The sequence below is a fragment of the Streptococcus mitis genome (assembly GCF_003942695.1).
Classification (GTDB): domain Bacteria; phylum Bacillota; class Bacilli; order Lactobacillales; family Streptococcaceae; genus Streptococcus; species Streptococcus mitis_BD.
On record NZ_RJNU01000001.1, the window covers coordinates 13,586 to 38,345 of the forward strand.

At 40.5% G+C, this 24,760-nt stretch carries 26 protein-coding genes and 2 pseudogenes; 23 read left to right on the forward strand and 5 right to left on the reverse strand.

Annotated elements, in window-relative coordinates; genetic code table 11:
- Positions 1-43: 43 nt before the first annotated feature.
- The 5 genes from tsaE (at position 44) to recA (ending at position 4,571) form a co-directional block, all read left to right on the forward strand.
- Positions 44-487 (forward strand): tRNA (adenosine(37)-N6)-threonylcarbamoyltransferase complex ATPase subunit type 1 TsaE, encoded by a 444-nt coding sequence (gene tsaE, locus D8852_RS00040; RefSeq protein WP_125424898.1) that lies wholly within the window; start codon positions 44-46, stop codon positions 485-487.
- Positions 477-998 (forward strand): GNAT family N-acetyltransferase, encoded by a 522-nt coding sequence (locus tag D8852_RS00045; RefSeq protein WP_125424897.1) that lies wholly within the window; start codon positions 477-479, stop codon positions 996-998. Before tsaE ends, D8852_RS00045 begins: the two co-directional genes overlap by 11 nt.
- A gap of 4 nt (positions 999-1,002) precedes the next feature.
- Positions 1,003-2,037, forward strand: coding sequence for a biofilm formation/cell division transcriptional regulator BrpA (gene brpA, locus D8852_RS00050; RefSeq protein ID WP_125424896.1), 1,035 nt, complete (start codon positions 1,003-1,005; stop codon positions 2,035-2,037).
- A 74-nt stretch (positions 2,038-2,111) separates the two neighbouring features.
- Positions 2,112-3,368, forward strand: coding sequence for a competence/damage-inducible protein A (locus D8852_RS00055; RefSeq protein WP_125424895.1), 1,257 nt, complete (start codon positions 2,112-2,114; stop codon positions 3,366-3,368).
- A gap of 54 nt (positions 3,369-3,422) precedes the next feature.
- On the forward strand, positions 3,423-4,571 hold the full coding sequence (recA, locus tag D8852_RS00060; protein WP_125424894.1) for a recombinase RecA: 1,149 nt from the start codon (positions 3,423-3,425) through the stop codon (positions 4,569-4,571).
- A 56-nt stretch (positions 4,572-4,627) separates the two neighbouring features.
- Here recA and D8852_RS00065 read toward each other — a convergent pair whose 3' ends face one another.
- Positions 4,628-5,182: a GNAT family N-acetyltransferase gene (locus D8852_RS00065; RefSeq protein WP_125424893.1), complete on the reverse strand. Its 555-nt coding sequence runs from the start codon at positions 5,180-5,182 to the stop codon at positions 4,628-4,630.
- 109 nt (positions 5,183-5,291) lie between these two features.
- Here D8852_RS00065 and D8852_RS00070 point away from each other — a divergent pair, with 109 nt between their 5' ends.
- Together D8852_RS00070 and D8852_RS00075 are read left to right on the forward strand one after the other, a co-directional pair.
- Complete coding sequence (locus D8852_RS00070) at positions 5,292-6,674, forward strand: MATE family efflux transporter (protein WP_125424892.1); 1,383 nt, start codon at positions 5,292-5,294, stop codon at positions 6,672-6,674.
- Positions 6,675-6,757: 83 nt separating this feature from the next.
- Positions 6,758-7,474, forward strand: a complete 717-nt coding sequence (locus tag D8852_RS00075; RefSeq protein WP_125424891.1) for a YebC/PmpR family DNA-binding transcriptional regulator — start codon at positions 6,758-6,760, stop codon at positions 7,472-7,474.
- 49 nt (positions 7,475-7,523) lie between these two features.
- Here the strand turns inward: D8852_RS00075 and D8852_RS00080 are convergent, their stop codons facing one another.
- The gene (locus D8852_RS00080; protein WP_125424890.1) at positions 7,524-8,228 is read right to left on the reverse strand and encodes a CD20-like domain-containing protein; all 705 of its coding nucleotides are present in this window, start codon (positions 8,226-8,228) and stop codon (positions 7,524-7,526) included.
- Between the two features lie 192 nt (positions 8,229-8,420).
- On the opposite strand from D8852_RS00080, the gene D8852_RS00085 reads away from it, so the two are divergent.
- The 5 genes from D8852_RS00085 to D8852_RS10110 all read left to right on the forward strand — a co-directional run bounded on the left by D8852_RS00085 (position 8,421) and on the right by D8852_RS10110 (position 13,197).
- The gene (locus D8852_RS00085) at positions 8,421-8,882 is read left to right on the forward strand and encodes a MarR family winged helix-turn-helix transcriptional regulator (RefSeq protein ID WP_125424889.1); all 462 of its coding nucleotides are present in this window, start codon (positions 8,421-8,423) and stop codon (positions 8,880-8,882) included.
- Complete coding sequence (locus tag D8852_RS00090; RefSeq protein ID WP_125424888.1) at positions 8,866-10,635, forward strand: ABC transporter ATP-binding protein; 1,770 nt, start codon at positions 8,866-8,868, stop codon at positions 10,633-10,635. Before D8852_RS00085 ends, D8852_RS00090 begins: the two co-directional genes overlap by 17 nt.
- Entirely contained in the window at positions 10,625-12,385 is a 1,761-nt protein-coding gene (locus D8852_RS00095; RefSeq protein ID WP_125424887.1) for an ABC transporter ATP-binding protein, read from the forward strand. The genes D8852_RS00090 and D8852_RS00095 overlap by 11 nt, the downstream gene beginning before the upstream one ends.
- A 96-nt stretch (positions 12,386-12,481) precedes the next feature.
- Positions 12,482-12,985 (forward strand): phosphatase PAP2 family protein, encoded by a 504-nt coding sequence (locus tag D8852_RS00100; RefSeq protein WP_125424886.1) that lies wholly within the window; start codon positions 12,482-12,484, stop codon positions 12,983-12,985.
- Positions 12,986-13,074: 89 nt separating this feature from the next.
- Positions 13,075-13,197: a hypothetical protein gene (locus D8852_RS10110; RefSeq protein WP_260467084.1), complete on the forward strand. Its 123-nt coding sequence runs from the start codon at positions 13,075-13,077 to the stop codon at positions 13,195-13,197.
- Between the two features lie 542 nt (positions 13,198-13,739).
- Here D8852_RS10110 and D8852_RS09990 read toward each other — a convergent pair.
- From D8852_RS09990 to D8852_RS00115, 3 genes and pseudogenes are all read right to left on the reverse strand, one after another.
- A pseudogene (locus tag D8852_RS09990) lies at positions 13,740-14,015 on the reverse strand (IS3 family transposase); the annotation flags it as partial.
- A 143-nt stretch (positions 14,016-14,158) separates the two neighbouring features.
- Positions 14,159-14,623, reverse strand: coding sequence for an IS200/IS605 family transposase (gene tnpA, locus D8852_RS00110; RefSeq protein WP_049536802.1), 465 nt, complete (start codon positions 14,621-14,623; stop codon positions 14,159-14,161).
- Positions 14,624-14,875: 252 nt separating this feature from the next.
- A complete protein-coding gene (locus tag D8852_RS00115; RefSeq protein ID WP_125424885.1) occupies positions 14,876-17,425 on the reverse strand; it encodes an SEC10/PgrA surface exclusion domain-containing protein in 2,550 nt (849 codons plus the stop codon).
- 200 nt (positions 17,426-17,625) lie between these two features.
- Between D8852_RS00115 and D8852_RS00120 the strand changes: the two are divergent.
- The 11 genes and pseudogenes from D8852_RS00120 to D8852_RS00170 all read left to right on the forward strand — a co-directional run.
- Positions 17,626-17,799 (forward strand): annotated as a pseudogene (locus D8852_RS00120) (phosphatase PAP2 family protein); the annotation flags it as partial.
- A gap of 118 nt (positions 17,800-17,917) precedes the next feature.
- Positions 17,918-18,364 carry a LytTR family DNA-binding domain-containing protein gene (locus D8852_RS00125; RefSeq protein ID WP_125424884.1) on the forward strand — a complete coding sequence of 149 codons (447 nt, stop codon included), beginning with the start codon at positions 17,918-17,920 and terminating at the stop codon, positions 18,362-18,364.
- A 5-nt stretch (positions 18,365-18,369) separates the two neighbouring features.
- Positions 18,370-19,044, forward strand: a complete 675-nt coding sequence (locus tag D8852_RS00130; protein WP_009729740.1) for a LiaF transmembrane domain-containing protein — start codon at positions 18,370-18,372, stop codon at positions 19,042-19,044.
- Between the two features lie 106 nt (positions 19,045-19,150).
- A complete protein-coding gene (rpmB, locus tag D8852_RS00135) occupies positions 19,151-19,339 on the forward strand; it encodes a 50S ribosomal protein L28 (protein WP_001140948.1) in 189 nt (62 codons plus the stop codon).
- Positions 19,340-19,491: 152 nt separating this feature from the next.
- Positions 19,492-19,857, forward strand: a complete 366-nt coding sequence (locus tag D8852_RS00140; RefSeq protein WP_000216441.1) for an Asp23/Gls24 family envelope stress response protein — start codon at positions 19,492-19,494, stop codon at positions 19,855-19,857.
- 2 nt (positions 19,858-19,859) lie between these two features.
- Positions 19,860-21,527 carry a DAK2 domain-containing protein gene (locus D8852_RS00145; protein WP_000036653.1) on the forward strand — a complete coding sequence of 556 codons (1,668 nt, stop codon included), beginning with the start codon at positions 19,860-19,862 and terminating at the stop codon, positions 21,525-21,527.
- A 124-nt stretch (positions 21,528-21,651) separates the two neighbouring features.
- Entirely contained in the window at positions 21,652-21,858 is a 207-nt protein-coding gene (locus tag D8852_RS00150) for a hypothetical protein (protein WP_025168956.1), read from the forward strand.
- On the forward strand, positions 21,855-22,049 hold the full coding sequence (locus D8852_RS00155) for a hypothetical protein (protein ID WP_000750981.1): 195 nt from the start codon (positions 21,855-21,857) through the stop codon (positions 22,047-22,049). The genes D8852_RS00150 and D8852_RS00155 overlap by 4 nt, the downstream gene beginning before the upstream one ends.
- Positions 22,036-22,911 (forward strand): ABC transporter ATP-binding protein, encoded by an 876-nt coding sequence (locus tag D8852_RS00160; protein ID WP_000216037.1) that lies wholly within the window; start codon positions 22,036-22,038, stop codon positions 22,909-22,911. The genes D8852_RS00155 and D8852_RS00160 overlap by 14 nt, the downstream gene beginning before the upstream one ends.
- A gap of 12 nt (positions 22,912-22,923) precedes the next feature.
- Entirely contained in the window at positions 22,924-23,658 is a 735-nt protein-coding gene (locus D8852_RS00165; RefSeq protein WP_125424883.1) for an ABC transporter permease, read from the forward strand.
- A 4-nt stretch (positions 23,659-23,662) separates the two neighbouring features.
- Positions 23,663-24,760: a sensor histidine kinase gene (locus D8852_RS00170; protein WP_125424882.1), complete on the forward strand. Its 1,098-nt coding sequence runs from the start codon at positions 23,663-23,665 to the stop codon at positions 24,758-24,760.

The following is a 24,760-nucleotide window of genomic DNA, read 5'->3' on the forward strand; positions in this document are numbered from 1 at the left end:
AAGAAAATTCACACAAAAGAAAACTTTTTGGTATAATAGTATCATGTACACAAAAAATGAAGAAGAGCTGATCAATCTGGGAGAACGCCTAGGAACCTTGCTCCAAAAAAATGATGTTTTGATCTTGTCTGGAGAATTGGGTGCTGGTAAAACAACCTTTACAAAGGGTCTTGCCAAGGGCTTGGGTATTCGTCAGATGATCAAAAGTCCAACCTACACCATCGTAAGAGAGTATGAGGGTCGCCTTCCGCTCTACCACTTGGATGTCTATCGGATTGAGGGGGATGCTGATTCGATTGACTTGGATGAGTTTCTCTTTGGTGGTGGTGTGACCGTTATCGAGTGGGGACATCTTTTGGGTGAGGATTTGCCAGATTCCTACTTGGAGTTGGAACTCTTGAAAGAGGCTGAGGGTCGTCGCCTCTATTTTTCCGCTCAGGGTCCTCGTGCTGAGGAATTGATTAAGGAGCTTCAAGATGGAGTATGAACTTTGTATTCGTGAGGCTGAAGCTCATGATGCAGCTGCTTTGGTTGCATTCTTGGATTTAGTTGGACAGGAGACAGATTTCACCAGTCTGGATGAAAATGGTATCCTGATGACAGAATCTGAAATGGCTCTTTTTATTGAAAAGCAAGCGACTTCAGATAACCAAATCACTCTCCTAGCTCTTCTGAATGATGAAATTGCAGGTGTTTTGAACATCACGGCGGAGCAACGTATACGGATTCGTCACATTGGGGATGTCTTTTTGGTCATCCAAAGGAAGTTTTGGAATCATGGCTTAGGAAGCATACTCCTTGAAGAGGGAATTGAGTGGGCTAAAACCAGTGGAGTTCTGCGTCGTTTGCAGCTCAGTGTACAAAAGCGCAACGAGGCAGCTATCCACCTCTATTCAAAATTTGGATTTGTTACAGAAGGCTTACAAGAAAGAGGAGCCTATTTAGAAGAAGGGATATTTTTAGACGTTTACCTGATGGGTAGACTGATAGATAAATGATAAGATGGTAAAAAAAATAATCGGAATGCTATTAGCTTTTCTAGCAGTAACAGTTTTAGGTGTGGGTGCTTATGCCTATACTATTTATTATCAAGGAACTGAAACCTTAAGTAAAAAAACTTATAAGAAAATTGGTGAAGAAACCAACGTGATTGAGGCGACAGAGCCTTTGACCATTCTTTTGATGGGGGTAGATACGGGAAATGTAGAACGTACAGACCCTTGGGCGGGGAATAGTGACTCCATGATTCTTCTGACAGTCAATCCGAAAACCAAGAAAACCACTATGATGAGTTTGGAACGGGATATTTTGGCCAAGATTGAAACTGGAAATGGCCAAGTTCAGGAAGCAAAACTCAATGCTGCTTATGCCAATGGCGGTGCAGAGTTGGCTATTTCAACCATTCAAAAAATGATGAACATTCATATTGATCGTTATGTGATGGTCAACATGCAAGGACTCCAACAGCTAGTTGATGCAGTTGGGGGCATCACAGTCAACAACACACTCGGTTTCCCGATTTCGATTGCTGATCAGGAAGAATTTAATAAAATCTCGATTGGAGTCGGTGAGCAAACTTTGAATGGTGAGGAAGCCCTGGTCTATTCACGGATGCGTTATCAGGATCCTGAGGGAGACTATGGTCGCCAAAAACGTCAACGTGAAGTCATTCAAAAGATTATGGAAAAGGTCTTGAGCCTCAATAGTATCAGTCATTATCAAGCTATCTTAAAAGCGCTTAGTGATAATATGCAGACAAATGTTGATTTGTCTGCATCCAGTATTCCACAACTACTTGGTTACCAAGATTCCTTTAAAAACATCGAAACTCATCAACTTCGTGGTGAAGATGCTGAGTTGCAAGGAATCTCTTATCAAATCGTAACGATGGAGCATATGCTGGAAATGCAAAATCTCTTACGTCGTTCCCTAGGGAGAGAAGATGTTACAGAGTTGGAGACTAACGCTGTTCTGTATGAGAGTCTTTATGGTCGAACAGCACCTTCCACAAATGCTTCAAACGAAGAGATAGAATAAAACAAAGAATCAAATCGTGGGAAATTTCCTGCGATTTTTTCAAAAAAAATTCGAATAGATAGGTAGGAGGAAAGATGAAAGCAGAAATCATTGCTGTAGGAACGGAAATTTTAACAGGGCAGATCGTCAATACCAACGCCCAGTTTTTATCGGAAAAGCTAGCAGAAATTGGAGTAGATGTCTACTTCCAAACAGCTGTCGGAGATAATGAAGCGCGTCTCATGTCCTTGCTAGAGATTGCGAGCTCGCGTAGCAGTCTAGTCATTTTGACAGGGGGCTTAGGGCCAACAGAGGATGATTTGACCAAACAAACATTGGCAAAATTTTTGGGAAAAAACTTAGTGTTTGACCCTCAAGCGCAAGAGAAACTGGATGTCTTTTTTGCTCAAAGGCCAGACTATGCTCGGACACCCAATAACGAGAGGCAAGCTCAAATTGTAGAAGGGGCGACTCCACTGCCAAATGAGACAGGCTTAGCGGTAGGAGGGGTATCGGAAGTAGATGGCGTGACCTACGTGGTCCTCCCAGGACCGCCAAGTGAGTTGAAACCCATGGTCTTAAATCAACTCTTACCCAAGTTAATGACTGGTACCAAGTTATACTCACGAGTGCTCCGTTTCTTTGGAATTGGTGAGAGTCAGTTGGTAACCATTTTGGCGGATTTGATTGACCATCAAACTGATCCGACCTTGGCACCTTATGCCAAAACGGGAGAAGTGACCTTACGCTTGTCCACAAAAGCAGTTAGTCAAGAAAAGGCTGATCAAGCATTGGACACCTTGGAAAATCAAATCTTAGATCGCCAGACTTTCGAGGAACTTTCTCTGCGAGACATCTGTTATGGATATGGGGAGGAGAGCAGCCTAGCAAGTGTCGTTGTAGAAGAGCTTAAGAAGAGAAAGAAAAGCATTACCGCAGCGGAGAGCTTAACAGCAGGCCTTTTTCAGGCTACTTTAGCGAACTTTTCAGGCGTTTCAGCCATTTTTAATGGCGGTTTTGTCACATACAGTTTAGAAGAAAAGTCTAAGATGCTGGATATTTCCGAGCAAGAGCTGAAAGAACACGGGGTCGTTTCAGAGTTTACGGCTAAAAAAATGGCAGAGCAGGCACGGCTAAAGACTCAGTCTGACTATGGAGTTAGTTTGACGGGTGTGGCTGGGCCAGATAGCCTAGAGGGTCATCCAGCTGGGACGGTCTTTATCGGCTTGGCACATACAAAAGGGACAGAGGTTATCAAGGCTAATATCGCAGGACGGAGTCGAGCAGATGTACGTCACATCGCGGTCATGCATGCCTTTAACCTAGTTCGCAAGGCTTTATTAAGTGACTAACTTTTGATATAATAGTAAATAGGTCTTAGGACTATTAGAATACAGGAGAATAGAATGGCGAAAAAACCAAAAAAATTAGATGAAATTTCAAAAAAGTTTGGAGCGGATCGTGAAAAAGCCTTGAACGATGCTCTTAAATTGATTGAGAAAGACTTCGGTAAAGGTTCAATCATGCGTTTGGGTGAACGTGCAGAGCAAAAAGTGCAAGTCATGAGTTCAGGCTCATTGGCTCTTGACATTGCCCTTGGTTCAGGTGGTTATCCTAAAGGACGTATCATCGAAATCTACGGACCAGAATCATCTGGTAAGACAACGGTTGCCCTTCACGCTGTCGCGCAAGCACAAAAAGAAGGTGGTATCGCAGCCTTTATCGATGCAGAACATGCCCTTGACCCAGCCTATGCTGCAGCTCTTGGTGTGAACATTGACGAATTGCTCTTATCACAACCAGACTCAGGGGAGCAAGGTCTTGAAATTGCTGGAAAATTGATTGACTCAGGTGCAGTTGACCTTGTCGTTATCGACTCAGTTGCTGCTCTCGTACCTCGTGCAGAAATCGATGGAGACATTGGAGACAGCCACGTCGGCTTACAGGCTCGTATGATGAGCCAAGCCATGCGTAAACTCGGAGCTTCTATCAATAAGACCAAAACAATTGCCATCTTTATCAACCAATTGCGTGAAAAAGTTGGGGTCATGTTTGGAAATCCAGAAACAACTCCTGGTGGACGTGCTCTGAAATTCTACGCATCAGTTCGTTTGGATGTTCGTGGAAGCACACAAATCAAGGGAACTGGTGACCAAAAAGATACCAATGTCGGTAAGGAAACCAAGATTAAGGTCGTGAAAAACAAAGTGGCTCCACCATTCAAGGAAGCCTTTGTTGAAATTATGTACGGAGAAGGGATTTCTAAGACCGGTGAACTCTTGAAGATCGCAAGTGATCTCGATATCATCCAAAAAGCAGGAGCTTGGTACTCTTACAAGGGTGAAAAAATCGGGCAAGGATCTGAAAATGCTAAGAAATACTTGGCAGATCACCCAGAAGTCTTTGATGAGATTGACCATCAAGTCCGTGTTCAATATGGCTTGATTGAAGATGAAGAAGGAACAACTCCTACTTCTGTCGTTGAGGATCTAGAACCTAACCAAGAAGTGACACTTGACCTAGGCGATGGACTTGAAATCGAAATTGAAGAATAACATAAAAAGTAGCAGATAGGAACTGCTACTTTTTATGTTTATTTCAGATGAAAGAACTAATGATCACTAAAACGACGATATTCGATGTGAAAGTCAAAATAATGTTCATCCTGTAACTTTTGGAAGATGTCGCGATAGGCTTCTTCGTCAAAATGGTCGCCACGGTAGAGGATTTCAAAACTTAGATCATCGTACTCTAGGAAAGCATTGGCTGTTTTAAAGCCATTTTGGCGATAGAAATCCATGCGAGCCTTTCTCTGCTCCAAATTATCGCATTCTTCATCTAATCGCTCGACTTCCAGCAACATGGTTCGCTGGTAAAAATCTGTCAGCTTTTCGATGATTTCCTTTCCGTACCCGTGGCTTCTCAGGTGGGGCATGATGGCAAAAAAGCTTATATAGAAGGCTTTTTGATTGGAGATGGAGAAGGCAAAGCCAACAAACTCTTCTTCGTTATAAAAGGCAAAAAAGTGCGCGTCATCTCGGTCCTGATAGCGCAAAAACTCAGAAAGAGGGACCCGTTCTTCCTCGGGGAAAGCTTCGTTATTTAGCTTTTCAACTTTATCAAGATCTGGAAACACATCGGTTATTAATTGACTGGTCAAACTCATAAGTGACCTCCTTTTCTTGATTATAGCAAATTGTTTCTCTGTAAGCAATTGATTTTAAGAAAGCCAAGCAATCCTTGTCGCTCTTCTAGAAAGCTGATATAATAGCTTTATGAATAAGAAACGATCCGTGGACTTGATACATGGTCCTATTCTTCCTGCGCTTTTAAGCTTCGCCTTTCCAATCTTGCTGTCTAATATTTTCCAACAGCTTTATAATACTGCAGACGTCTTGATTGTTGGGCGTTTTCTTGGTCAAGATTCCTTGGCTGCAGTAGGGGCGACAACTGCCATTTTTGACTTGATTATAGGCTTTACGCTTGGTGTTGGCAATGGGATGGGGATTGTCATTGCCCGCTATTATGGAGCTCGTAATTTCACTAAAATTAAAGAAGCAGTAGCGGCAACCTGGATTTTAGGAGGGCTTCTCAGTATTTTGGTTATGCTGATGGGCTTTGTCGGTCTGTATCCACTCTTGCAATATTTAGATACCCCTGCTGAAATCCTTCCTCAATCCTATCAATATATTTCTATGATTGTGACTTGTGTAGGTGTTAGCTTTGCTTATAACCTCTTTGCAGGCTTGTTGCGGTCCATTGGAGACAGTCTAGCAGCTCTTGGATTTCTGATTTTTTCTGCCTTGGTCAATGTGGTGCTGGATCTCTATTTTATCACGCAACTGCATCTGGGAGTTCAATCTGCGGGGCTTGCTACCATTATCTCGCAAGGATTATCAGCTGTTCTCTGCTTTTATTATATCCGTAAGAGTGTTCCAGAACTGCTCCCTCAACTCAAGCATTTTAAATGGAACAAGGCCTTGTACACGGATCTTTTAGAACAAGGTTTAGCCATGGGTTTGATGAGTTCGATTGTGTCTATTGGTAGTGTGATTTTACAGTCTTCTGTCAATACTTTTGGAGCAGTGATTATTAGTGCCCAGACGGCGGCGCGTCGCATTATGGCCTTTGCTCTGCTTCCGATGACCGCTATTTCTTCTGCTATGACGACCTTTGCCTCTCAGAATCTTGGTGCTAAGCGACTAGACCGCATTGTTCAAGGACTTCGAATCGGTAGTCGTTTGAGCATGTCCTGGGCAGGTTTTGTTTGTATTTTCCTCTTTTTTGCCAGTCCTAGCTTGGTTTCCTTCTTGGCCAGTTCGACAGATACTTACTTGGTAGAAAATGGTAGTCTTTACCTGCAAATCAGTTCAGTCTTTTATCCGATTTTGAGCCTTTTGCTGATCTATCGGAATTGCTTGCAGGGATTGGGGCAGAAAGTCCTTCCTCTAGTTTCCAGCTTTATAGAACTAATCGGGAAAATCGTTTTTGTGGTTTTGATTATCCCTTGGGCAGGGTATAGGGGAGTTATCCTTTGCGAACCCCTTATCTGGCTTGCCATGACCACCCAACTGTACTTTTCACTTTTCCGCCATCCTCTGATAAAAGAAGGCAAGGCAATCTTGGCAGCTAAAGATAATCCTAGCTCGATTTGCTGAACAAAATCCATTTCCTCTAGTGAAAATCGAAAAAACTTGTGTTATAATAAGAAAGATTAAAATGTGAAAAAAGGAGATTCCTAATGGGACGTAAATGGGCCAATATCGTAGCCAAGAAAACGGCTAAAGATGGAGCTAACTCTAAAGTATATGCAAAATTTGGTGTAGAAATCTATGTAGCAGCTAAAAAAGGAGAGCCAGATCCAGAATTAAACACTGCTTTGAAGTTCGTTATCGATCGTGCTAAACAAGCGCAAGTGCCAAAACACGTTATCGATAAAGCGATTGATAAAGCAAAAGGAAACACAGACGAAACCTTTACAGAAGGACGTTACGAAGGATTTGGACCAAATGGTTCTATGTTAATCGTTGATACCTTGACTTCAAACGTCAACCGTACCGCAGCCAATGTCCGTGCTGCCTTTGGTAAAAACGGCGGGAACATGGGTGCTTCAGGTTCGGTTTCATATCTCTTTGACAACAAGGGTGTTATCGTATTTGCAGGTAAAGATGCAGATGCTATCTTTGAACTTTTGCTCGAAGCAGATGTTGATGTGGATGATGTAGAAGCAGAAGAAGGAACAATCACTGTTTACACAGCTCCAACAGACCTTCACAAAGCTATCGTTGCCCTTCGTGAGTCAGGTATCCAAGAATTCCAAGTGACAGAATTAGAAATGATTCCTCAGTCAGAAGTAGAATTGTCAGGTGACGACCTTGAAACCTTTGAAAAACTTTACAGCGTTCTTGAGGACGACGAAGACGTGCAAAAGATCTACACAAACGTAGATGGATTTTAATAGAAAAACGAACAGTTTTACTAGCTGTTCGTTTTTTTGATATTTGAACTTAGACTCTGGTTTCAGAATCGTTTTGTTGCTTGCTTTTTTCTAGACCTAGACCGACTGCATGTTTTTGAACGAGCAAGAGCTGTCCATTGTCCTGTTTTGCAAAAGTTAAGGTAACGGTCTTGATCTTGTCTCCAATGGAGATATAGGTGATTTTTCTCGTATCGTACCCTCCGATAGTGGAGTCAAATTCGGAGTCTGGTAGTCCGTGTTTTTTGATAATATCCTTGTAGTTGGTACCACCTTTTCCTTTGTTGTCAAGGTCACCTTCGATTAAGGCGTTGAACTGTTCTTGGGTCCAGGAGAAGTTATCGTCTTCTTCCTCCTCTGGGATGGAATAGGCGCTATCATCTGTCAAGTCGCTTTCTTCTTCGCGTTCCATTGAGGAACTTGCCTCTCTATAGGAACGGTTAAACTCCCTGACAAACTCTTTGTAGACATTAGCGTACAGTACCTGGGTCGTAAAGAAAAGTACAACAGAAGCAATTGCTAGGGATGTTCCGATAATGGCCATCGTTTTCCGTTTTTTAAGGTTGACGATAAGGCCGATAATGCCCAAGATCAAAGCGACAATAGCGATGAAAAAAGACAGATAGTTAATAAACGGGATCCAAGATCCTAAAAGTGCGATGGCTCCAAAAGTAGTTGCTAAAATCCCTAAAACTTTTTGTTCTTCTGGTTTCATTTGAAAGTTTTCTCCCTTCATCGAGTGAATGGATTTCTATCCATGGTAGTTAGTGCTTATTATAGAAAAAATATTGCCTAATGTCAATTTGTGCCAAAATAGTTCTCAAGGAAACTTTTTTCTTGACATTTCTTCTGGAAGTGATAGAATAGTTCTCATGGAAACTTAAATAGTTCTTGTGAGAACTATTTAAAAGATAAGAAAGGAGCAATCATGGACAAGCCAATGTTGATGTTTAAACGCTTTGGGCACCAGGTTCACCTGATGGTACAGAAAGAAGCTAAACGTTGTGGTATTGAATTTATGGGCGGACCGCAGGGCCAAGTCATACGATTTTTAGACTATCGTGAGGAGTCTGAACAGGCGGTGTTAATCAAGGATATTGAGCAGGAACTCAATATCACCAAGTCAGTCGCCAGTAATCTAGTCAAGCGTATGGTGCAAAATGGTTTGGTGGAGTTAGAGGCCAGTCCAAGTGATAAACGAGCAAAATTTGTTCGTTTGACCGACAAATCGCGTTCGCAGATGCAAGAAGTTAAGGCTTTTTTTGATCGGATTGATCAGAGTCTGCTAGAGGGTGTTTCAAAGTCCAACTTGGCAATCTTTGAAAAGGTCCTCAGTCAGTTGCAAAAAAATGTTGAGAAGATAGGAGGAGAAGATGAAGAAACTCGCTAAACGTATTACAGGAAAAGAGTGGGGAATGATTCTCCTTACGATTCTGTTCACTTGTTTCTCGGTCTATCTCGAGTTAGAGGTACCGACTTATATTTCGCAAATTACAGAATTACTGGGAACGTCTGGAACGCAGTTGGGTGAACTCTGGTCACCAGCTGCGAAGATGATTGGTTTGTCTTTATTGGCTTTCTTTTCATCTGTTATAGTTGGTTTCTTTGCTTCTCGTGTTGCAGCGTCTTACACGACTCACTTGCGAAGAGATATTTTTAATCGTGTTCTAGATTTTTCGCAAACGGAAATCAAACGTTTTTCAATCCCCAGTCTTTTAACTCGAACGACCAATGATATTACGCAGGTTCAGATGCTCTTTACTATGGGCTTACAGGTAGTGACTCGTGGGCCTATCATGGCCATCTGGGCCATTGGAAAAATCCTTGGGAAGTCGGAATACTGGCTCTGGGCAGTAGTGGTGGCCGTCATTGTCAATGTCTTGATGACCACTGTTCTCATTACTCTAGCCTTTCCAAAACAATCTGTCATTCAAAAATTGACAGATAAACTCAATAGCATCACCCGTGAAAGTTTGACAGGGATTCGAGTTGTTCGTGCTTATAATGCTGAGAATTACCAAGATGAAAAATTTGAAGCAGCCAACGATGAGGTGACTCGTCTCAACCTTTTTGTCAACCGTTTGATGGCGATTATGAATCCTATTATGATGGCGATTTCCAGCGGTTTGACCTTAGCTATTTACTGGATTGGTGCCTATATCATCAACGATGCAAGTGTGACAGAACGTCTGCCACTCTTTAGTGATATGGTGGTCTTCATGTCCTATGCTATGCAGGTCGTAATGGGATTCCTTCTCATGGGAGCACTCTTTATCGTTCTTCCTCGTACCTTGGTTTCGGCAGGACGTATCAATCAAGTATTGGATCTGCATTCTTCTATTGAAAATCCTAGTCATGCACAGACAGCGGATCCTTCAGTTCAAGGACAAGTGGAATTCCGTGATGTGACTTTCCGCTACTCTAAAAACTCTGAAGCAGTCGTGGAACATGTCACTTTCAAAGCAGAAGCGGGTCAAACCGTGGCTTTCATCGGATCGACTGGATCAGGTAAATCTACGCTTGTCAACCTCTTGCCACGTTTTTATGATGTTTCAGATGGAGAAATCCTAGTGGACGGAGTTAATGTTCAAGATTACGATTTGGAAGATTTGCGCAATAAGGTCGGCTATATTCCACAAAAAGCTGTCCTCTTTTCTGGAGATGTCAAGGAGAACTTAGACTTTGGTAAGAGCAAAGAAACTCCTCTAAGCGAAGCTGCTATGTGGCAAGCTCTAGAATTGGCCCAGTCTAAAAGCTTCATCGAGGATAAGGAAGCAGGACTTGCATCAGAAGTGGCCCAAGGCGGAACCAACTTCTCAGGAGGTCAAAGACAGCGTTTGGCCATTGCGCGTGCCTTGGCTCGTAAACCAGAGATTCTCATCTTTGATGACTCTTTCTCAGCCTTGGACTACAAGACAGATCGTGTCCTGCGCCAAGAGCTAGCTCAGAAAACAAAATCCATGACCAAGCTCATCGTAGCGCAGCGGATTTCTACCATTATGGATGCTGACCTGATCTTAGTATTGGATCAAGGAAAAGTCGTGGGACAAGGCACCCACAAGGAACTTCTAGCTACCAACGAAGTCTACCAAGAAATTGCCTACTCACAACTATCGAAGGAGGAATTGGAACATGGAAAATAAAAAAGTGTCGTTCTGGAAACAGTGCAAACCTTATATGGCAGGCCTCCAACTCCCTCTTCTAATAGCAGTTGTGGCTGCAGTCATTTCAAGCATCATTACTGTTTATGGGCCAACTAAGATTAAAGAAATTACTAACTTGATTTCAGATGGTTTGGCTACAGAAATCAACTTGGTAGCTGTATCAAACATTGCTAGCTTTTTAGTGATTCTCTATGTACTTGGTGCTATCCTTAACTATACACAGGCCTATATCTTTTCAACAAGTATCCAACATTTTTCAAAACGCTTGCGGACAGCAATCGCTGAAAAGATCAATCGTTTGCCCCTTGGCTATTTTGATCGTCATTCGCAAGGGGACACTCTATCTCGTGTGACCAATGATGTGGATACAGCGGCGCAATCTCTCAACCAAAGTCTCGGAACAGTTATCTCAGCCAGCTTCTTGTTGATTGCTGTTTTGGTGACCATGTTTAGTATGAACTGGATTTTAGCTCTGGTAACGGTTGTTTCTACGTTTGTTGGTTTTGCGGCGGTTTCAGTAATTATGGCCAAGTCACAGGGTTATTTTAAAGCCCAACAAAATAATCTAGCAGCCGTCAATGGTTATGTGGAAGAGATGTACTCTGGCCACAATGTAGTGACCAGCTACAACGCAGTGGACACCTCCAAAGCGAGATTTGCAGGTTTAAACCAAAACTTGCACGACAGCATCTGGAAATCTCAGTTTATCTCTGGTATCATGATGCCAGCCATGTTCTTTGTTGGGAATTTTAGCTATGTTTTGGTCATCATCGTTGGGGCTGCGCTTGCTCTAGAAGGGCATATCACTATAGGGATTATTGTAGCCTTTATGGTTTACGTACGGACCTTCTCCCAACCCTTATCACAGATTGCCCAAGGGATTACGAGCTTACAACAAGCGAGTGCGGCCATGGGACGTGTCTTTGAATTTCTAGGTGAAGCTGAGATGCAGGATGAATCCCATAAGGAAAGACAATTGACTGGCATGAGAGGAGAAGTGATCTTTGATCGCGTATCCTTTGGTTATACACCAGAACGCACCATCATCCATGACTTTTCTGCGACAGCTCATGCAGGCCAGAAGGTCGCTATCGTTGGGCCGACTGGAGCTGGTAAGACAACCATTGTCAATCTTTTGATGAAGTTCTATGAGATTGATAAGGGAAGTATCCGTATCGATGGTGTCGATACCAAGGATATGAAGCGCTCAGAAGTACACGATGCCTTTTCAATGGTCTTGCAAGATACTTGGCTCTTTGAAGGAACCATTCGAGAAAATCTCATCTACAATCAAACGGGCATCAGTGATGAACGAATGATGGAAGCTAGCAAGGCTGTGGGAATCCACCACTTTATCATGACTTTGCCAGATGGTTACGATACTATTTTGGATGACACCGTAACCTTGTCTGTTGGACAAAAACAGCTCTTGACCATTGCTCGTGCCCTTCTCAAGGATGCACCGCTCTTGATTTTGGATGAAGCGACATCCTCAGTCGACACACGTACAGAGGAGCTGATTCAAAAAGCCATGGACCGTTTGATGGAAGGACGCACATCCTTTGTCATTGCCCACCGCTTGTCTACTATCCGAAATGCTGATTTGATTCTTGTTATGAAAGATGGGAATATCATCGAACAAGGCAATCATGAAGAACTCATGGCGCAAGGTGGCTTCTACGCTGACTTGTACAATAGTCAATTTACAGAAGACGAAGCAGAAGAATAAATCAAAAGAAGGCTTGACGGCCTTCTTTTTCTGCACTATACTAGAAGACAAACGTCTCACCTAGAGGCAAAAATAAAGTGATAATGAGAAGAATAAATGAAAAATTATCAAGAATGGTATCAAAATATCAGCTCCATACTCACCAGCCATCCCACTCTTTTATTTCTGTTACGCAGTTTCAATCGTTTGATGACAGTCGCCATGCCCCTGGTCTATCTGATCTTGCTAGTCACCACTTACCTGCAACTAGGACTTAGTCAGCAAGTTGGGATTTATGTGCTTATCCCTGCAACAGGCTTTGTGATGTTATCACTGTTTCGTAAGAAAATCAATCACCCGCGACCCTATGAAACTTGGAACATCAGTCCCCTACTTGAAAAGGATAGCTCGGGACAGTCTATGCCCAGCCGCCATGTCTTTTCAGCAACCATCATTTCCATGGCTTGTTTACATGCAAATCTGCCTGTAGGATTGGTTCTATTGACTTTATCAGCCTTTCTCGGTCTTGTGCGGGTTTTAGGTGGCGTTCATTATCCTAAGGATGTTCTAGTTGGCTACTCCTGTGGTCTTCTCTGGGGAATTCTTTTCTTTATTTTGTAAGAAGCAAAGCAAGTGGGCTTGGCCTCGTAACCACTTATGGGTCAATCCGTAAATTCAAACAACATGGAATTTGTGGGAATATTCTTGGTATGGTCGCAGTAACATTAGCAATGAACTATGGAACAACTTATGCAGATGAAGTTAAACAAGTAGAAACACTTGATAAGAAAATAGCTGAAAAGAAGGAAATAATCAAGAAATTGCAAAAGTAAAAAAACCAATGAAGAACCAGTTGCTGACATTAAAGCAGAATACCAAAAAGCAACTGCTTAAGAAATTCCAAACACTCCTACTTCAACTAAGAAAGTATGATCAAATACTAGTGCTGAAGTAAATGTGTTAGGTGTGATTATGGCGGGTATTACTTATGCTCTAGGAGTAATCGGTCTTAAACGTAAATATGACTAATAACTTTTAAAAAGAGCATACTGTAGATTCAATGTCATAAGTTAGTGAACTAACCATTTGAATAGGAGATAGGATTGAGGTTATCAAAGTGATCCTCTATCCTATCTTCTATTTTTTGCATCACAAATAAAGTTTTTTTCACCCTATTTTTTGAGATTTATGTTACTCTATAGATGAAATCAACCACCCACATATCAAGGTATTTGATAAAAAATAGTTTGAGTTTCATAGTCAAACTAAGGAAATTGTCTTTTTTGAATTAAAGTTTAGTGTAAAAATTCTATACAAAACCAACACCTTACCTAGTGATTTTTTTGATAAGGTGTTACAATCATATGGCGTAAACAATTTTACCGATTTTGGGTAGAGCATAATCTAAAGATACTCTTTTTCGTGAAAGATCTTCAAGTAGGACTTTATCAATCATTTCTTGCTTTAATTCAGGGGAATAGTAACGATTTTTCCCCTTTTTGACGATTTCTATTCCATAACGGTCAATTAATTTCACCATGCACTTTAGACCAGAAACATCCACATCAAATCTTTTTGAGAGTTGTTTGAAGCTTTGACCTTGCTTTCTAAGTTCATAGATCTGAACCTTATCTATATAAGTTAATTTCATAATCATAACCACCCGTCTAACGGGTGGTTTGTACCGGGGCTATAAGCCCAAATTACCAGCCAGCGCCTAAAGATGCTGGCTTTCACTTTGTTCAAGCCTTACTGCTCTTGACTCGTCACTTACCTCTCAAAGAGGCTTTTGTATTACTTACCACTATCCCTAAAGGGATTCTCATATTCTTTTACACTCAATTTATCTAGTGCTATATCATGCTTTTCCTGATCTTGAATATATTTCTTAATTGTGGCTTCATTGAGTCCCACCGTACTTACATAATAACCTTCCGCCCAGAAATGCCAATTCCCAAACTTATACTTGAGGTTGGCGTGTTTGTCAAACATCATGAGTGAACTCTTACCTTTTAAATATCCCATGAAACTTGCAACGCTAATTCTAGGTGGAATGCTTACCAACATGTGAACATGATCTAGCATTAAATGGCCTTCGATAATTTCAATACCTTTATAACTACACAAGCGATGAAATATTTCGCCTAAACTACTCCGATATTGATTATAGATGACTTTTCGTCTATACTTAGGGGTGAACACAATGTGATACTTACAGTGCCACTTTGTGTGCGATAAACTATGAGCCTTTTGTGCCATATTTTTCTCCTTTCGCTTTACAATTGGCTTGAACACCCTTATTGTATTGCGTTTGGAGTTTTTTGGTATAACCTTCGACGCGCGCACCTAGCGGAGCGAGACGGACTAATAGTCGCATAATAAAACACCCCAAAAGTTAGATTTTTTCTGTCTAACTTTTGGGGTGCAATTCAATACAGAATCGTATTTGAATTTCTTAACTTAATGATATTGTCTAAACTTGTCTTCTCTTTTTTAAATTGTCAGAATGGATTAGTCTTCTTTTTTCTTTCTTGCCAAAGCATAACCTGCAGTAGCTAAACTTATAAGTGCTGAATATGTCATGAATGATTGTTCAATTGAACCAGTATTTGGTAATACTGATTCATTAGAAGAGTTAGTTACTGGTAGAGTGTGATTAGAATTTTGATTAGCTGTAGTATTTGTTCCGTACAATACTTTATCGAACATTCTATTGTATTTTTCAAGTTTTCTTTGTTTTTGTACTTCACGAGCTTTTTCTGATTTCAATGATTCTAAATAAGTAACCGCAACTTCATGTTTAGATTTAAGTTCATTGATTTTAGCACGTTCTACATCAGCAACCCCTTTAGCTTTCATGTAGATCTCTTCTTTTTCTTTTTGAACTTTTACTTTTTCTTTAAGAATAGTTTTTTGATCTTTAAGTTGTTCTTTTAATTCTTTAATAGAATTTGTTAATGTTTCAATTTCTTTGTTGTTTTCAGCAATAGATTTTTCAGTGTTAGTAACTTTATTTTTTGCTTCTGTCAATTTAGCATTAAGTGCTTTCAATTGAGCCTCAATTCGTTTAACTTCGGCTTTAGCACGTTCTACATCAGCACTTACTTTATCATATTCAGCTTTCGCTTTGTTGTAAGTTTCAGTTGCTTTAGTTAAATCAGATTCAGCTTCAGGTAGAGCAATATTTAATTCTTTGCTTTTGTTTTGAACAGCAGTAAGATTGTTATTCTTTTCTGTTAATTGGTTTGCTAATTGAGTTTGTTTAGCAACAGCACTGTCGTAAGCAGTTTGTGCTTTAGGAGTTTGAATTTCAATTGCTTCTAAACGTTTCAATTCTTTTGTTGAAGCATCAAGCTTATCAGACGTTGATTTAACATTCTTAGTAGCTTGAGCCAATTCGGCTTTGTTTGTTTCAATTAGTTTGTCAAGAGAATTTACACGAGTAACCGTTTTGCTGTAATCTGTTGCTGGAATTTCATACTCTTTAGTTTTCAATGTGCTATCTTGTTCTTTCAAGCTTGTTTCAGTAGCACCAATCATTACATAGCTTCCGTCTTGAACTACGAAAGTTTGTAATTCTGTTTTCTTATAATCCCAAATCAAGCCTGATTGGATAAGAGCGTGGCCCCAATCACTCAATTCATCATCATACAACCAACGAATCATACTATTATAAACTTCAGCTTTCAATTCGCCCATTGTTGTCATATTTGTTTCAAGTGAATAAGCAAGTGTTTCCATACGAACTGGAGCAGCTGTAGTGTTATAACCAGCTTTTGCTAAGTTAGCACCAACAGATTCGCTACTTTTCAAGTGACCCATTTCAGCTGCGTTCCATACAGTAGGATTTGTAGTGTTAGCATATTTACGGATAGCATTTTTATATGTTTCACCGATAAGTTTAGATAAGTTAACTGATTCTTCACTTACACGAACCATAGTTGGAGAGAAAGTTCCGAATTTAGTACGTACATCTTCAATGAATTGAGACATACGGATATTTAATTCTTTTAATTGTTCTGTTGTAAGGTTGGTTGGGTCAACAGTACGTGTGTCACTTTCTTTAAGTAATTTCATTGCATCTTTAACTTCTTTTGAGTTAAGGATTTCTTTAGCAATTTTTTCTACGGCATTACTGTTAGCAGTTGAATCGTTTTGTTTGTAAGCTTTAAGAGCAGAAATATAAGCATCTGTTACTGGAATTTCCAAGTTGTCAGCAAGTGCATTCTTAGCAGAAGTCAAGTCATTAGCTAATTTTTCTTTTTCAGCAGTTTTTGCTTTTTCTGTTGCAATAGCATTATCTTTATTTCTTTGGTCTTGCGCTACAATTGTTTTTTGTGAAGCAATGTTGTTAGCACGAGTTTTATCAGCTGTTTTAGCATTATCTAAAGCTGTTTTTGTTTTGGTTACATTTTGGTTAGCAGCTTCTTTAGCAGAAGTTAAATCATTGATTTCTTTAGTTAAAGTAGCTTCATTTGCTTGATTTGTTTTCAAATCTTGTTTAATAGAATTTACTTTATCTTGAGCAACTTCTTTAGAAGAAGTTGCTTCATTCAAAGCATCAACTTGCGGTTGAATTTTAGCTTCTTCTGTTTTTTGTTTTTCTTTAGCTGTTGTTAATTGATTTTCTGTATTAGAGATTTCATTCTCTGTATTTGTTACTTCGTCTTTATTAGATTGTAATTCTTTTTCTAATTTTGGAGTTAATTCTTTATCTTTAGCTAAAGTAGCTTCAGCATTTTTTAATTTTTCGTTAGTTTTATTAACTGCATCTTGAGCAGCTTTTACTTCATCTGTAGCTTTATCGTGATCAGATTTAGCTTGAGTTTCTTTATCGAAAGTTTCTTTTGCAGAAGTTTCAGCGTTAGTTACATCTTTTGAAGTTTTCGCAACTTCTTTTTCTGCTTTCTGAATAGGAGTAGCATTTTCTGCTGTTGGAGCTGCTTCAGTTGCTTTAGTAGGTTGTGCTACAGAAGTTGGTTCAGCTTCCTCTGCGAATACAGTCGTTCCAGTGGTTGCAGCTAGGATTGCGGCCCCAACAATAATAGTTTGTTTTTTCATATCAGATCCCTCTTTATCTTTTTCTAAATTAATTGCACAAAATTTCTTTTGTTCTTTACTATAATATCATAAAATGTTTTTTTTGACTTAATTTTATATTTAAATTACTCCAATTTTAAAACTTAGATAAAAAGAGCAAAGAAGTTTCTTTGCTCAAACTGATTTTGATATGTGTTATTTCGTAACTAATGAAAGTAAAAACCATCATTTCCATGGCTTGCTTGCATGCAAATCTGCCTGTGGGGTTGGTTTTATTGGTCTCATCAGCTTTTCTCGGTCTTGTGCGAGTCTTGGGTGGCGTTCATTATCCCAAGGATGTTTTAGTTGGCTACGTCTGTGGTCTCCTCTGGGGAATTCTCTTCTTTATTTTGTAAAAAGCAAAGCAAGTGGGCTTGGCCTCGTAACCACTTACGGGTCAAAAGTGACCACTTGCTTTTTTGCCCTTGTAAAGTCTTCTGGCCTTTGGTATAGTAGATGCAGAAAGGAGATAGGATGAAGTTACGAATCGAGATTGATAGTGAATTAACTGAGACAGAGATTGTCATCAAGGCTGCAGCCCTGACAGATGAGATAGCTGACTTGCAACGACTCTTGCAAGAAACCAAGGCTCCGAGGTTGACTTTTTACAAGGGGACAGGTGAATATTACCTAGACCTTTCAGAAATTCTCTTCTTTGAAACGGATGGTAGCAAGATCTACGCCCATACCCAAAAAGAAGCCTATGAAGTACGTCTCAAACTTTATGAGTTGGAGTCCATCTTGCCTCGCTATTTTAGTCGAGTTTCCAAGTCAACTATTGCAAACATCCGTCAGATTTACTCAGTGGACAAGTCCTTTTCAGGAACGGGCACCCTTTCCTTTTATCAGACGCACAAGGAGGTTCATGTCTCACGACATTACCAATCCCTCCTAAAAGAAAATCTAAGAAACATGAGGTAACAGACATGAAAAAGAAAGCATTTGGTATTGTTTTATTGGTTTTAGCAGCCTGGATCTTGCTGCAAGGAAATTTTGGCATTCCTTCTTTGGATGGTAAGATATGGCCTTTGATTGGTATCGCCTTTTTTGCTTACCAATCAGTTGAAGCTTTGCTTCGTCGTCATCTAACATCAGCAGTTTTTACCGCTCTAGTAGCCTTAATGATTGCGAATCATTTTTATAACATTTTTCCTATTCCAAACCAGTCTTTGTTTTGGGCTAGTATCTTAGCAGTGCTAGGTGTTGGTTATCTGACGCATTCAAGTAAGTTCTGGAATGAAAAAAAATGGTGGTACAATGGGAAAAAAACAGTCGTCACGGATAAGGAAGTCGCTTTTGGGAGCGGGACCTTCTATAAGCAAGATCAAGATCTCGTAGATGACCAAGTGGAAGTCGCTTTTGGGGATGCTAAAATCTACTATGATAATGCAGAGATGCTAGGTGATTTTGCAACTTTAAATATTGAAGTGGCCTTCGGGAATGCAACCGTCTATGTTCCACAACACTGGCGTGTCGATTTGAAAGTAGAAACCTCCTTTGGTGCAGCTAAGGCAGATGCTCCTGTAGCCCCAACAAACAAAACCTTGATTATCCGTGGGGAAGTCGCTTTTGGTAAACTTGGAGTTGTTTACGTTAAATAAAAAAAGTCTCCTAATTTCCTTGCCAAAATAGAGAAAGTGTGATAACATAGTACGGTATGTGGTGCTAGCACATCCGCTATATTAGATCTAATAGGAGGAAAACACAATGGCTAAAGTATGTTACTTTACAGGTCGTAAGACTGTATCAGGAAACAACCGTTCACACGCGATGAACCAAACAAAACGTGCCGTAAAACCAAACCTTCAAAAAGTTACTGTTCTTATCGATGGTAAACCTAAAAAAGTTTGGGCTTCAGCTCGTGCTTTGAAATCAGGTAAAGTTGAACGCGTTTAATAAAGATGAAAAGACCGCTTAGGTCTTTTTCTTTTGCTCTATGGATAAAATCATTTGAAAAATAGAGTAAATATCCGCCGATACAGCATTCTGCTTTTACACTTGGGCTGAAATATGATAAAATAGAGTATCAACTAGTTGAGGTAAAAAAAATGACTGTAAAAATTAATACAAAAGATGGTCAAATCGAACTGACAGATGAAGTGATTGCAACCGTTGTAGGTGGTGCAGCAACTGAGATTTTTGGTGTGGTCGGTATGGCTAGCAAAAATACCCTCAAAGATAATTTCCAAGCCCTTCTTGGTAAGGAAAATTATGCAAAAGGTGTTGTCGTGAAGGCAGCCGAGGATGGCAGTATTGCAGTTGATGTTTATACCGTCTTGAGCTACGGAACAAAGATTAGTGAAGTCTCAAAAAACATCCAAGAGCGTGTTCGTTTTAGTTTGGAAAACCAACTAGGAATCACTGCTCAGACTGTGAATGTCTACATTCAAAATATCAAAGTTGTAGGAGAATAATCGTGTCAAAAATTACTACCAGCTTATTTCAAGAGATGGTGCAGGCTGCATCAACTCGTTTGAATAAGCAAGCAGAATATGTCAATTCATTAAACGTCTTTCCAGTTCCAGATGGAGATACTGGGACAAACATGGGAATGACCATCGAGAATGGTGCCAAAGAAGTAGCAGACAAGCCAGCTTCTACAGTTGGAGAAGTAGCGAGCATTCTTGCTAAGGGGCTCTTGATGGGTGCGCGTGGAAACTCAGGAGTTATCACGTCTCAACTTTTCCGTGGATTCTCCCAAGCTATCAAAGATAAAGATGAATTAACAGGTCAAGACTTGGCTCTTGCTTTCCAATCTGGTGTCGAAGTAGCCTACAAGGCGGTTATGAAACCAGTTGAGGGAACTATTTTGACAGTTTCTCGTGGAGCAGCTATCGGTGCCAAGAAAAAAGCTGAGGAGACAGATGATGCTGTTGAGGTCATGCGTGCGGCCTTGGAAGGTGCTAAGAGAGCTCTAGCTAAGACACCGGAAATGCTTCCAGTTCTTAAGGAGGTTGGTGTGGTAGACTCAGGCGGTCAAGGTTTGGTCTTCATCTATGAAGGTTTCCTTTCAGCACTCACTGGTGAATACAGCGCTTCTGAGGACTTTGTAGCAACTCCTGCCAACATGAGTGAAATGATTAATGCAGAGCACCACAAGTCTGTAGCAGGTCATGTGGCAACAGAAGATATCACTTTTGGTTACTGTACTGAGATTATGGTTGCTCTCAAACAAGGTCCAACTTATGCCAAAGATTTTGATTATGATGAATTCCGTAACTACTTGAATGAACTTGGGGACTCGCTCCTTGTTGTCAACGATGATGAAATCGTCAAAGTCCACGTCCATACAGAAGATCCAGGTCTTGTTATGCAAGAAGGGCTTAAATATGGTAGCTTGGTCAAGGTTAAAGTGGACAACATGCGCAACCAACACGAAGCACAAGTTGAAAAAGAAGCAGCACAAGTCAGCAAGCCAGCTGAAGAGAAGGAATATGCCCTTATCGCAGTAGTAGCTGGTCAAGGCTTGGCAGATATCTTCCGTGCTCAAGGTGTGGATTATGTCATCGAAGGTGGTCAAACGATGAATCCTTCAACAGAGGACTTTATCAAGGCTGTTGAGCAAGTTAATGCTCGTAACATCATCTTCTTGCCAAACAACAAAAATATCTTTATGGCAGCTCAATCTGCCGCAGAGGTATTGGAACAACCAGCTGTTGTGGTAGAAGCACGTACAATTCCTCAAGGGTTGACCAGTCTTCTTGCCTTTGATCCAAGCAAATCAATCGAAGAAAACAAAGAACGCATGACTGCAGCCCTTGGTGATGTCATCAGCGGTAGTGTAACGACTGCCGTTCGCGACACAACTATCGATGGCTTGGAAATTCATGAAAATGACAATCTTGGTATGGTAGATGGCAAAATCCTTGTGTCAAACCCTGACATGCACCAAACCTTGACTGAAACATTGAAACACATGCTAAACGAAGATAGTGAAATCGTGACTTTCTATGTCGGTGAAGACGGAAGCGAAGAACTTGCCAATGAAATTGCCCAAGAAATCGCAGAAGAATTCGAAGACGTTGAAGTCGAAATCCACCAAGGACAACAACCAGTTTACCCATATCTTTTCAGTGTGGAATAAAAATTTAATAGATTAAAAAGAAAGTTGATTTTGCAACTTTCTTTTTTTATGACATTTGTCATATTTCCCAGTGACAGAAGCATCTAGCTCCGCCAACTTCAAAAGACTATAATTGAAGTAGAAACTGGAGGAAGAAGAAATGAAAAATAAAATGATTATCGCAGTGAGTTTAGTAGCAGCGGGAGTTATGACCTATCTCATGTTTTCAGGATTGGATGAGGGTTTCTATCATTTTCCTTGGGAGCTCTTTGCTGGCTTTGGAATGATGTCTTGGCTTGTCAGAGAAGGTTTGAAATTATTCAGAGATGTGAAAAAGGAGTTTGAGGAATGAAAAAAACAATCATCTATTTCTTTATCGGCCTGTCACTCTTGGTATGGTTAGTGGAAATGTTTACTGGTTGGTTTGACCAAACCTTGCTTCGCCAATTCATTCGTGGTGCTTGGGGTTTTGGATTTATGATTTTCGTTGTTTTCCCTATGGGAATGGAGTGGTTGAAAGGAGAATCTCATGACTGTGATTAAAGTTGAGAAATTGAGTAAGAAAATAAAAGACAAGGAGATCTTGCGGAACATCTCTTTTGAAATCCACCATGGTGAATGTGTCGCCTTGATCGGGCCTAACGGAGCAGGTAAAACAACCTTGATTGATTGCCTCTTGGGCGACAAGTTCATGAGCTCAGGTCAGATAGCCATTCAAGGGTTTGCACCAACAGATCCTCGATTAAAGCAGCTTATTTCTGTCTTGCCTCAAGAAAATGCAGTTGTTCAAAGCTTGAAAGTGAAAGAACTTCTATCATTTTTCAAGTCACTTTATCCCGACAGTCTCTCAGACAAAGAAATTGATGACTTGCTGAGATTCTCAGACAAGCAGAAAAATCAGCTAGCGGGCAAGTTGTCTGGTGGGCAAAAACGTTTGTTCTCTTTTGTGTTGGCTTTAATCGGTCGTCCGAAAATTCTATTTTTAGACGAGCCAACTGCTGCCATGGATACCTCGACACGTCAGCATTTTTGGGAAATTGTCAATCAGTTAAAGAAAAATGGTGTGACCATTGTCTATTCTTCTCACTATATCGAAGAGGTGGAGCATACGGCTGACCGCATTTTGGTCCTCCACAAGGGAGAATTGATTCGCGATACGACGCCTTATGCCATGCGTGGTGAAGAACAAGAAAAACACTTTACGGTACCTCTAACTTATCAGGATTTTGTCAGTACCCTGACTATGGTTCAAGAGATTGAAATCAAGCAAAATGCTCTTTCCTTCACAACCAAAGAAGCCAGCCAGGTATGGAAAGTCTTGCAAGAACAGGGTTGCACGATCGAAGAAATTGAAGTTCGGAATCGAACTCTCTTAGACAGTATCTTCGAAACGACTCAAGACTAAAGGAGATTGACGATGAAAAATATGACAAGTCTCATGAAAGTGGAAATCATTCTGATGAAACGGCAAGCTGTCTACTACTTGCTGTCCATCGGACTCCCAAGTGTGTTTTACCTTATTTTTTCTGGTATGATGTCAGGCTCAGACATTCCAGAAATTGCTCTTCAAGCCTATCTTTTTGCCATGACGCTCTTTAGTATCATGTCAAGCGCCTTTTTCAGCATCCCTAGCACACTCGAGTCTGATAAGACAAACAACTGGCAAAAATTGATTCAACATTCTCCCGTATCTATGGTAGAATATTATGTATCAAAACTGTTCAGTACCCTACTGACTTTCTTGTTATCAATTATTGTTGTCTTTTCGGTTGGTCATTTTGTCCGTGGAGTGACTCTTCCTTGGCTTGATTGGTTGGTGATTGGAGTTATGTTGCTGGTCGGAAGCGTGGTCTTTATCAGCATGGGTGTCTTGGTGAGTTTGCTTCCCAGTGCTCAATTGATGACGGTGATTGGAAATATTGCCTATATCGCTTTGGCTGTCCTAGGTGGACTCTGGTTCCCTTTGAGTTCCTTCCCAGAATGGCTCCAATCCATTGGAAAACTGACTCCAACCTATCAACTGATGCAGGTTGTCTCTACTTATATGGAGCACCACGAGTTTAACGTTCTTGCTGCCTTGGTTGTACTAGGTTATACAGTTTTCTTTGGTGTACTGGTAATCCAGCTGAAAAAACGGATCGAGGTAAAATAAATCTATGTTGGAAAAATTAAAAAACACTCATTATATGTTTCATATTTCAACAGTGTTTATCATCTTTCCTATAGCGGGTGTCATCAGTGGAGAGTACCCGCTTTTAACCTTGTTCTGGACATTATTATTTGTCCTAGCCTTTTATTCGATTTTATTAAGTCAAAACCGCACTGTGCAGTGGCTGGCTTGGTGGGCCATGATTGCCTACATTTTTTATACATCGGTTTGGCTGAATTCGGGTTTCACATGGTTTATCTTTTACTTATCTAACCTCCTCATTTATGAGCTGGATGAGATTTCTCTTCACTCTTGGCGTTTTGTCAGTTTTGTTGTCTTGCAGCCATTGATTTTAACCGGGATTTATATGGTCAATCATGTTAGTCCTTGGCAATTGCTGTTTTTCTTGGTGACCTTTGTCTTTTCGGATGCCTTTACCTTTGGTCTCTATCGGATTCGAGTGTCGGAGGAAATAAAAGAAGAAAAGAGAAAGCAAAATGCTAAGCTCAATCTTTTCTTGGCTGAAAATGAACGCAGTCGTATCGGTCAGGATCTCCATGACAGTCTAGGCCATACTTTTGCCATGCTGAGTGTGAAGACGGACCTTGCCCTCCAACTTCTTCAAATGCAGGCCTATCCTCAAGTGGAAAAAGAATTAAAAGAAATTCATCAGATCAGTAAAGAATCCATGAATGAAGTTCGTACAATTATCGAAAATCTTAAAACAAGAACCCTTGCCTCCGAGTTTTCGACTGTTAAAAAAATGCTGGAAATTGCAGGAATTGAAACGGAAATCAGTCACCAACTAGATACTGCTAGCCTAACTCAGGAATTGGAGTCAACGGCTTCCATGATTTTGCTTGAGTTGGTGACCAATATCATCAAACATGCCAAAGCGTCTAAAGCCTATTTGAAATCCGAGCGGACAGAAAAAGAACTCATTTTAACAGTGAGAGATGATGGCTGTGGCTTTGCTTCTCTAAAAGGAGATGAGCTCCATACCGTTCGAGACCGTGTTCTTTCTTTTTCAGGAGAAGTAAAAGTGATCAGTCAGAAGCATCCAACGGAAGTGCAGGTTCGACTACCTTATAAGGAGAGAAACTAA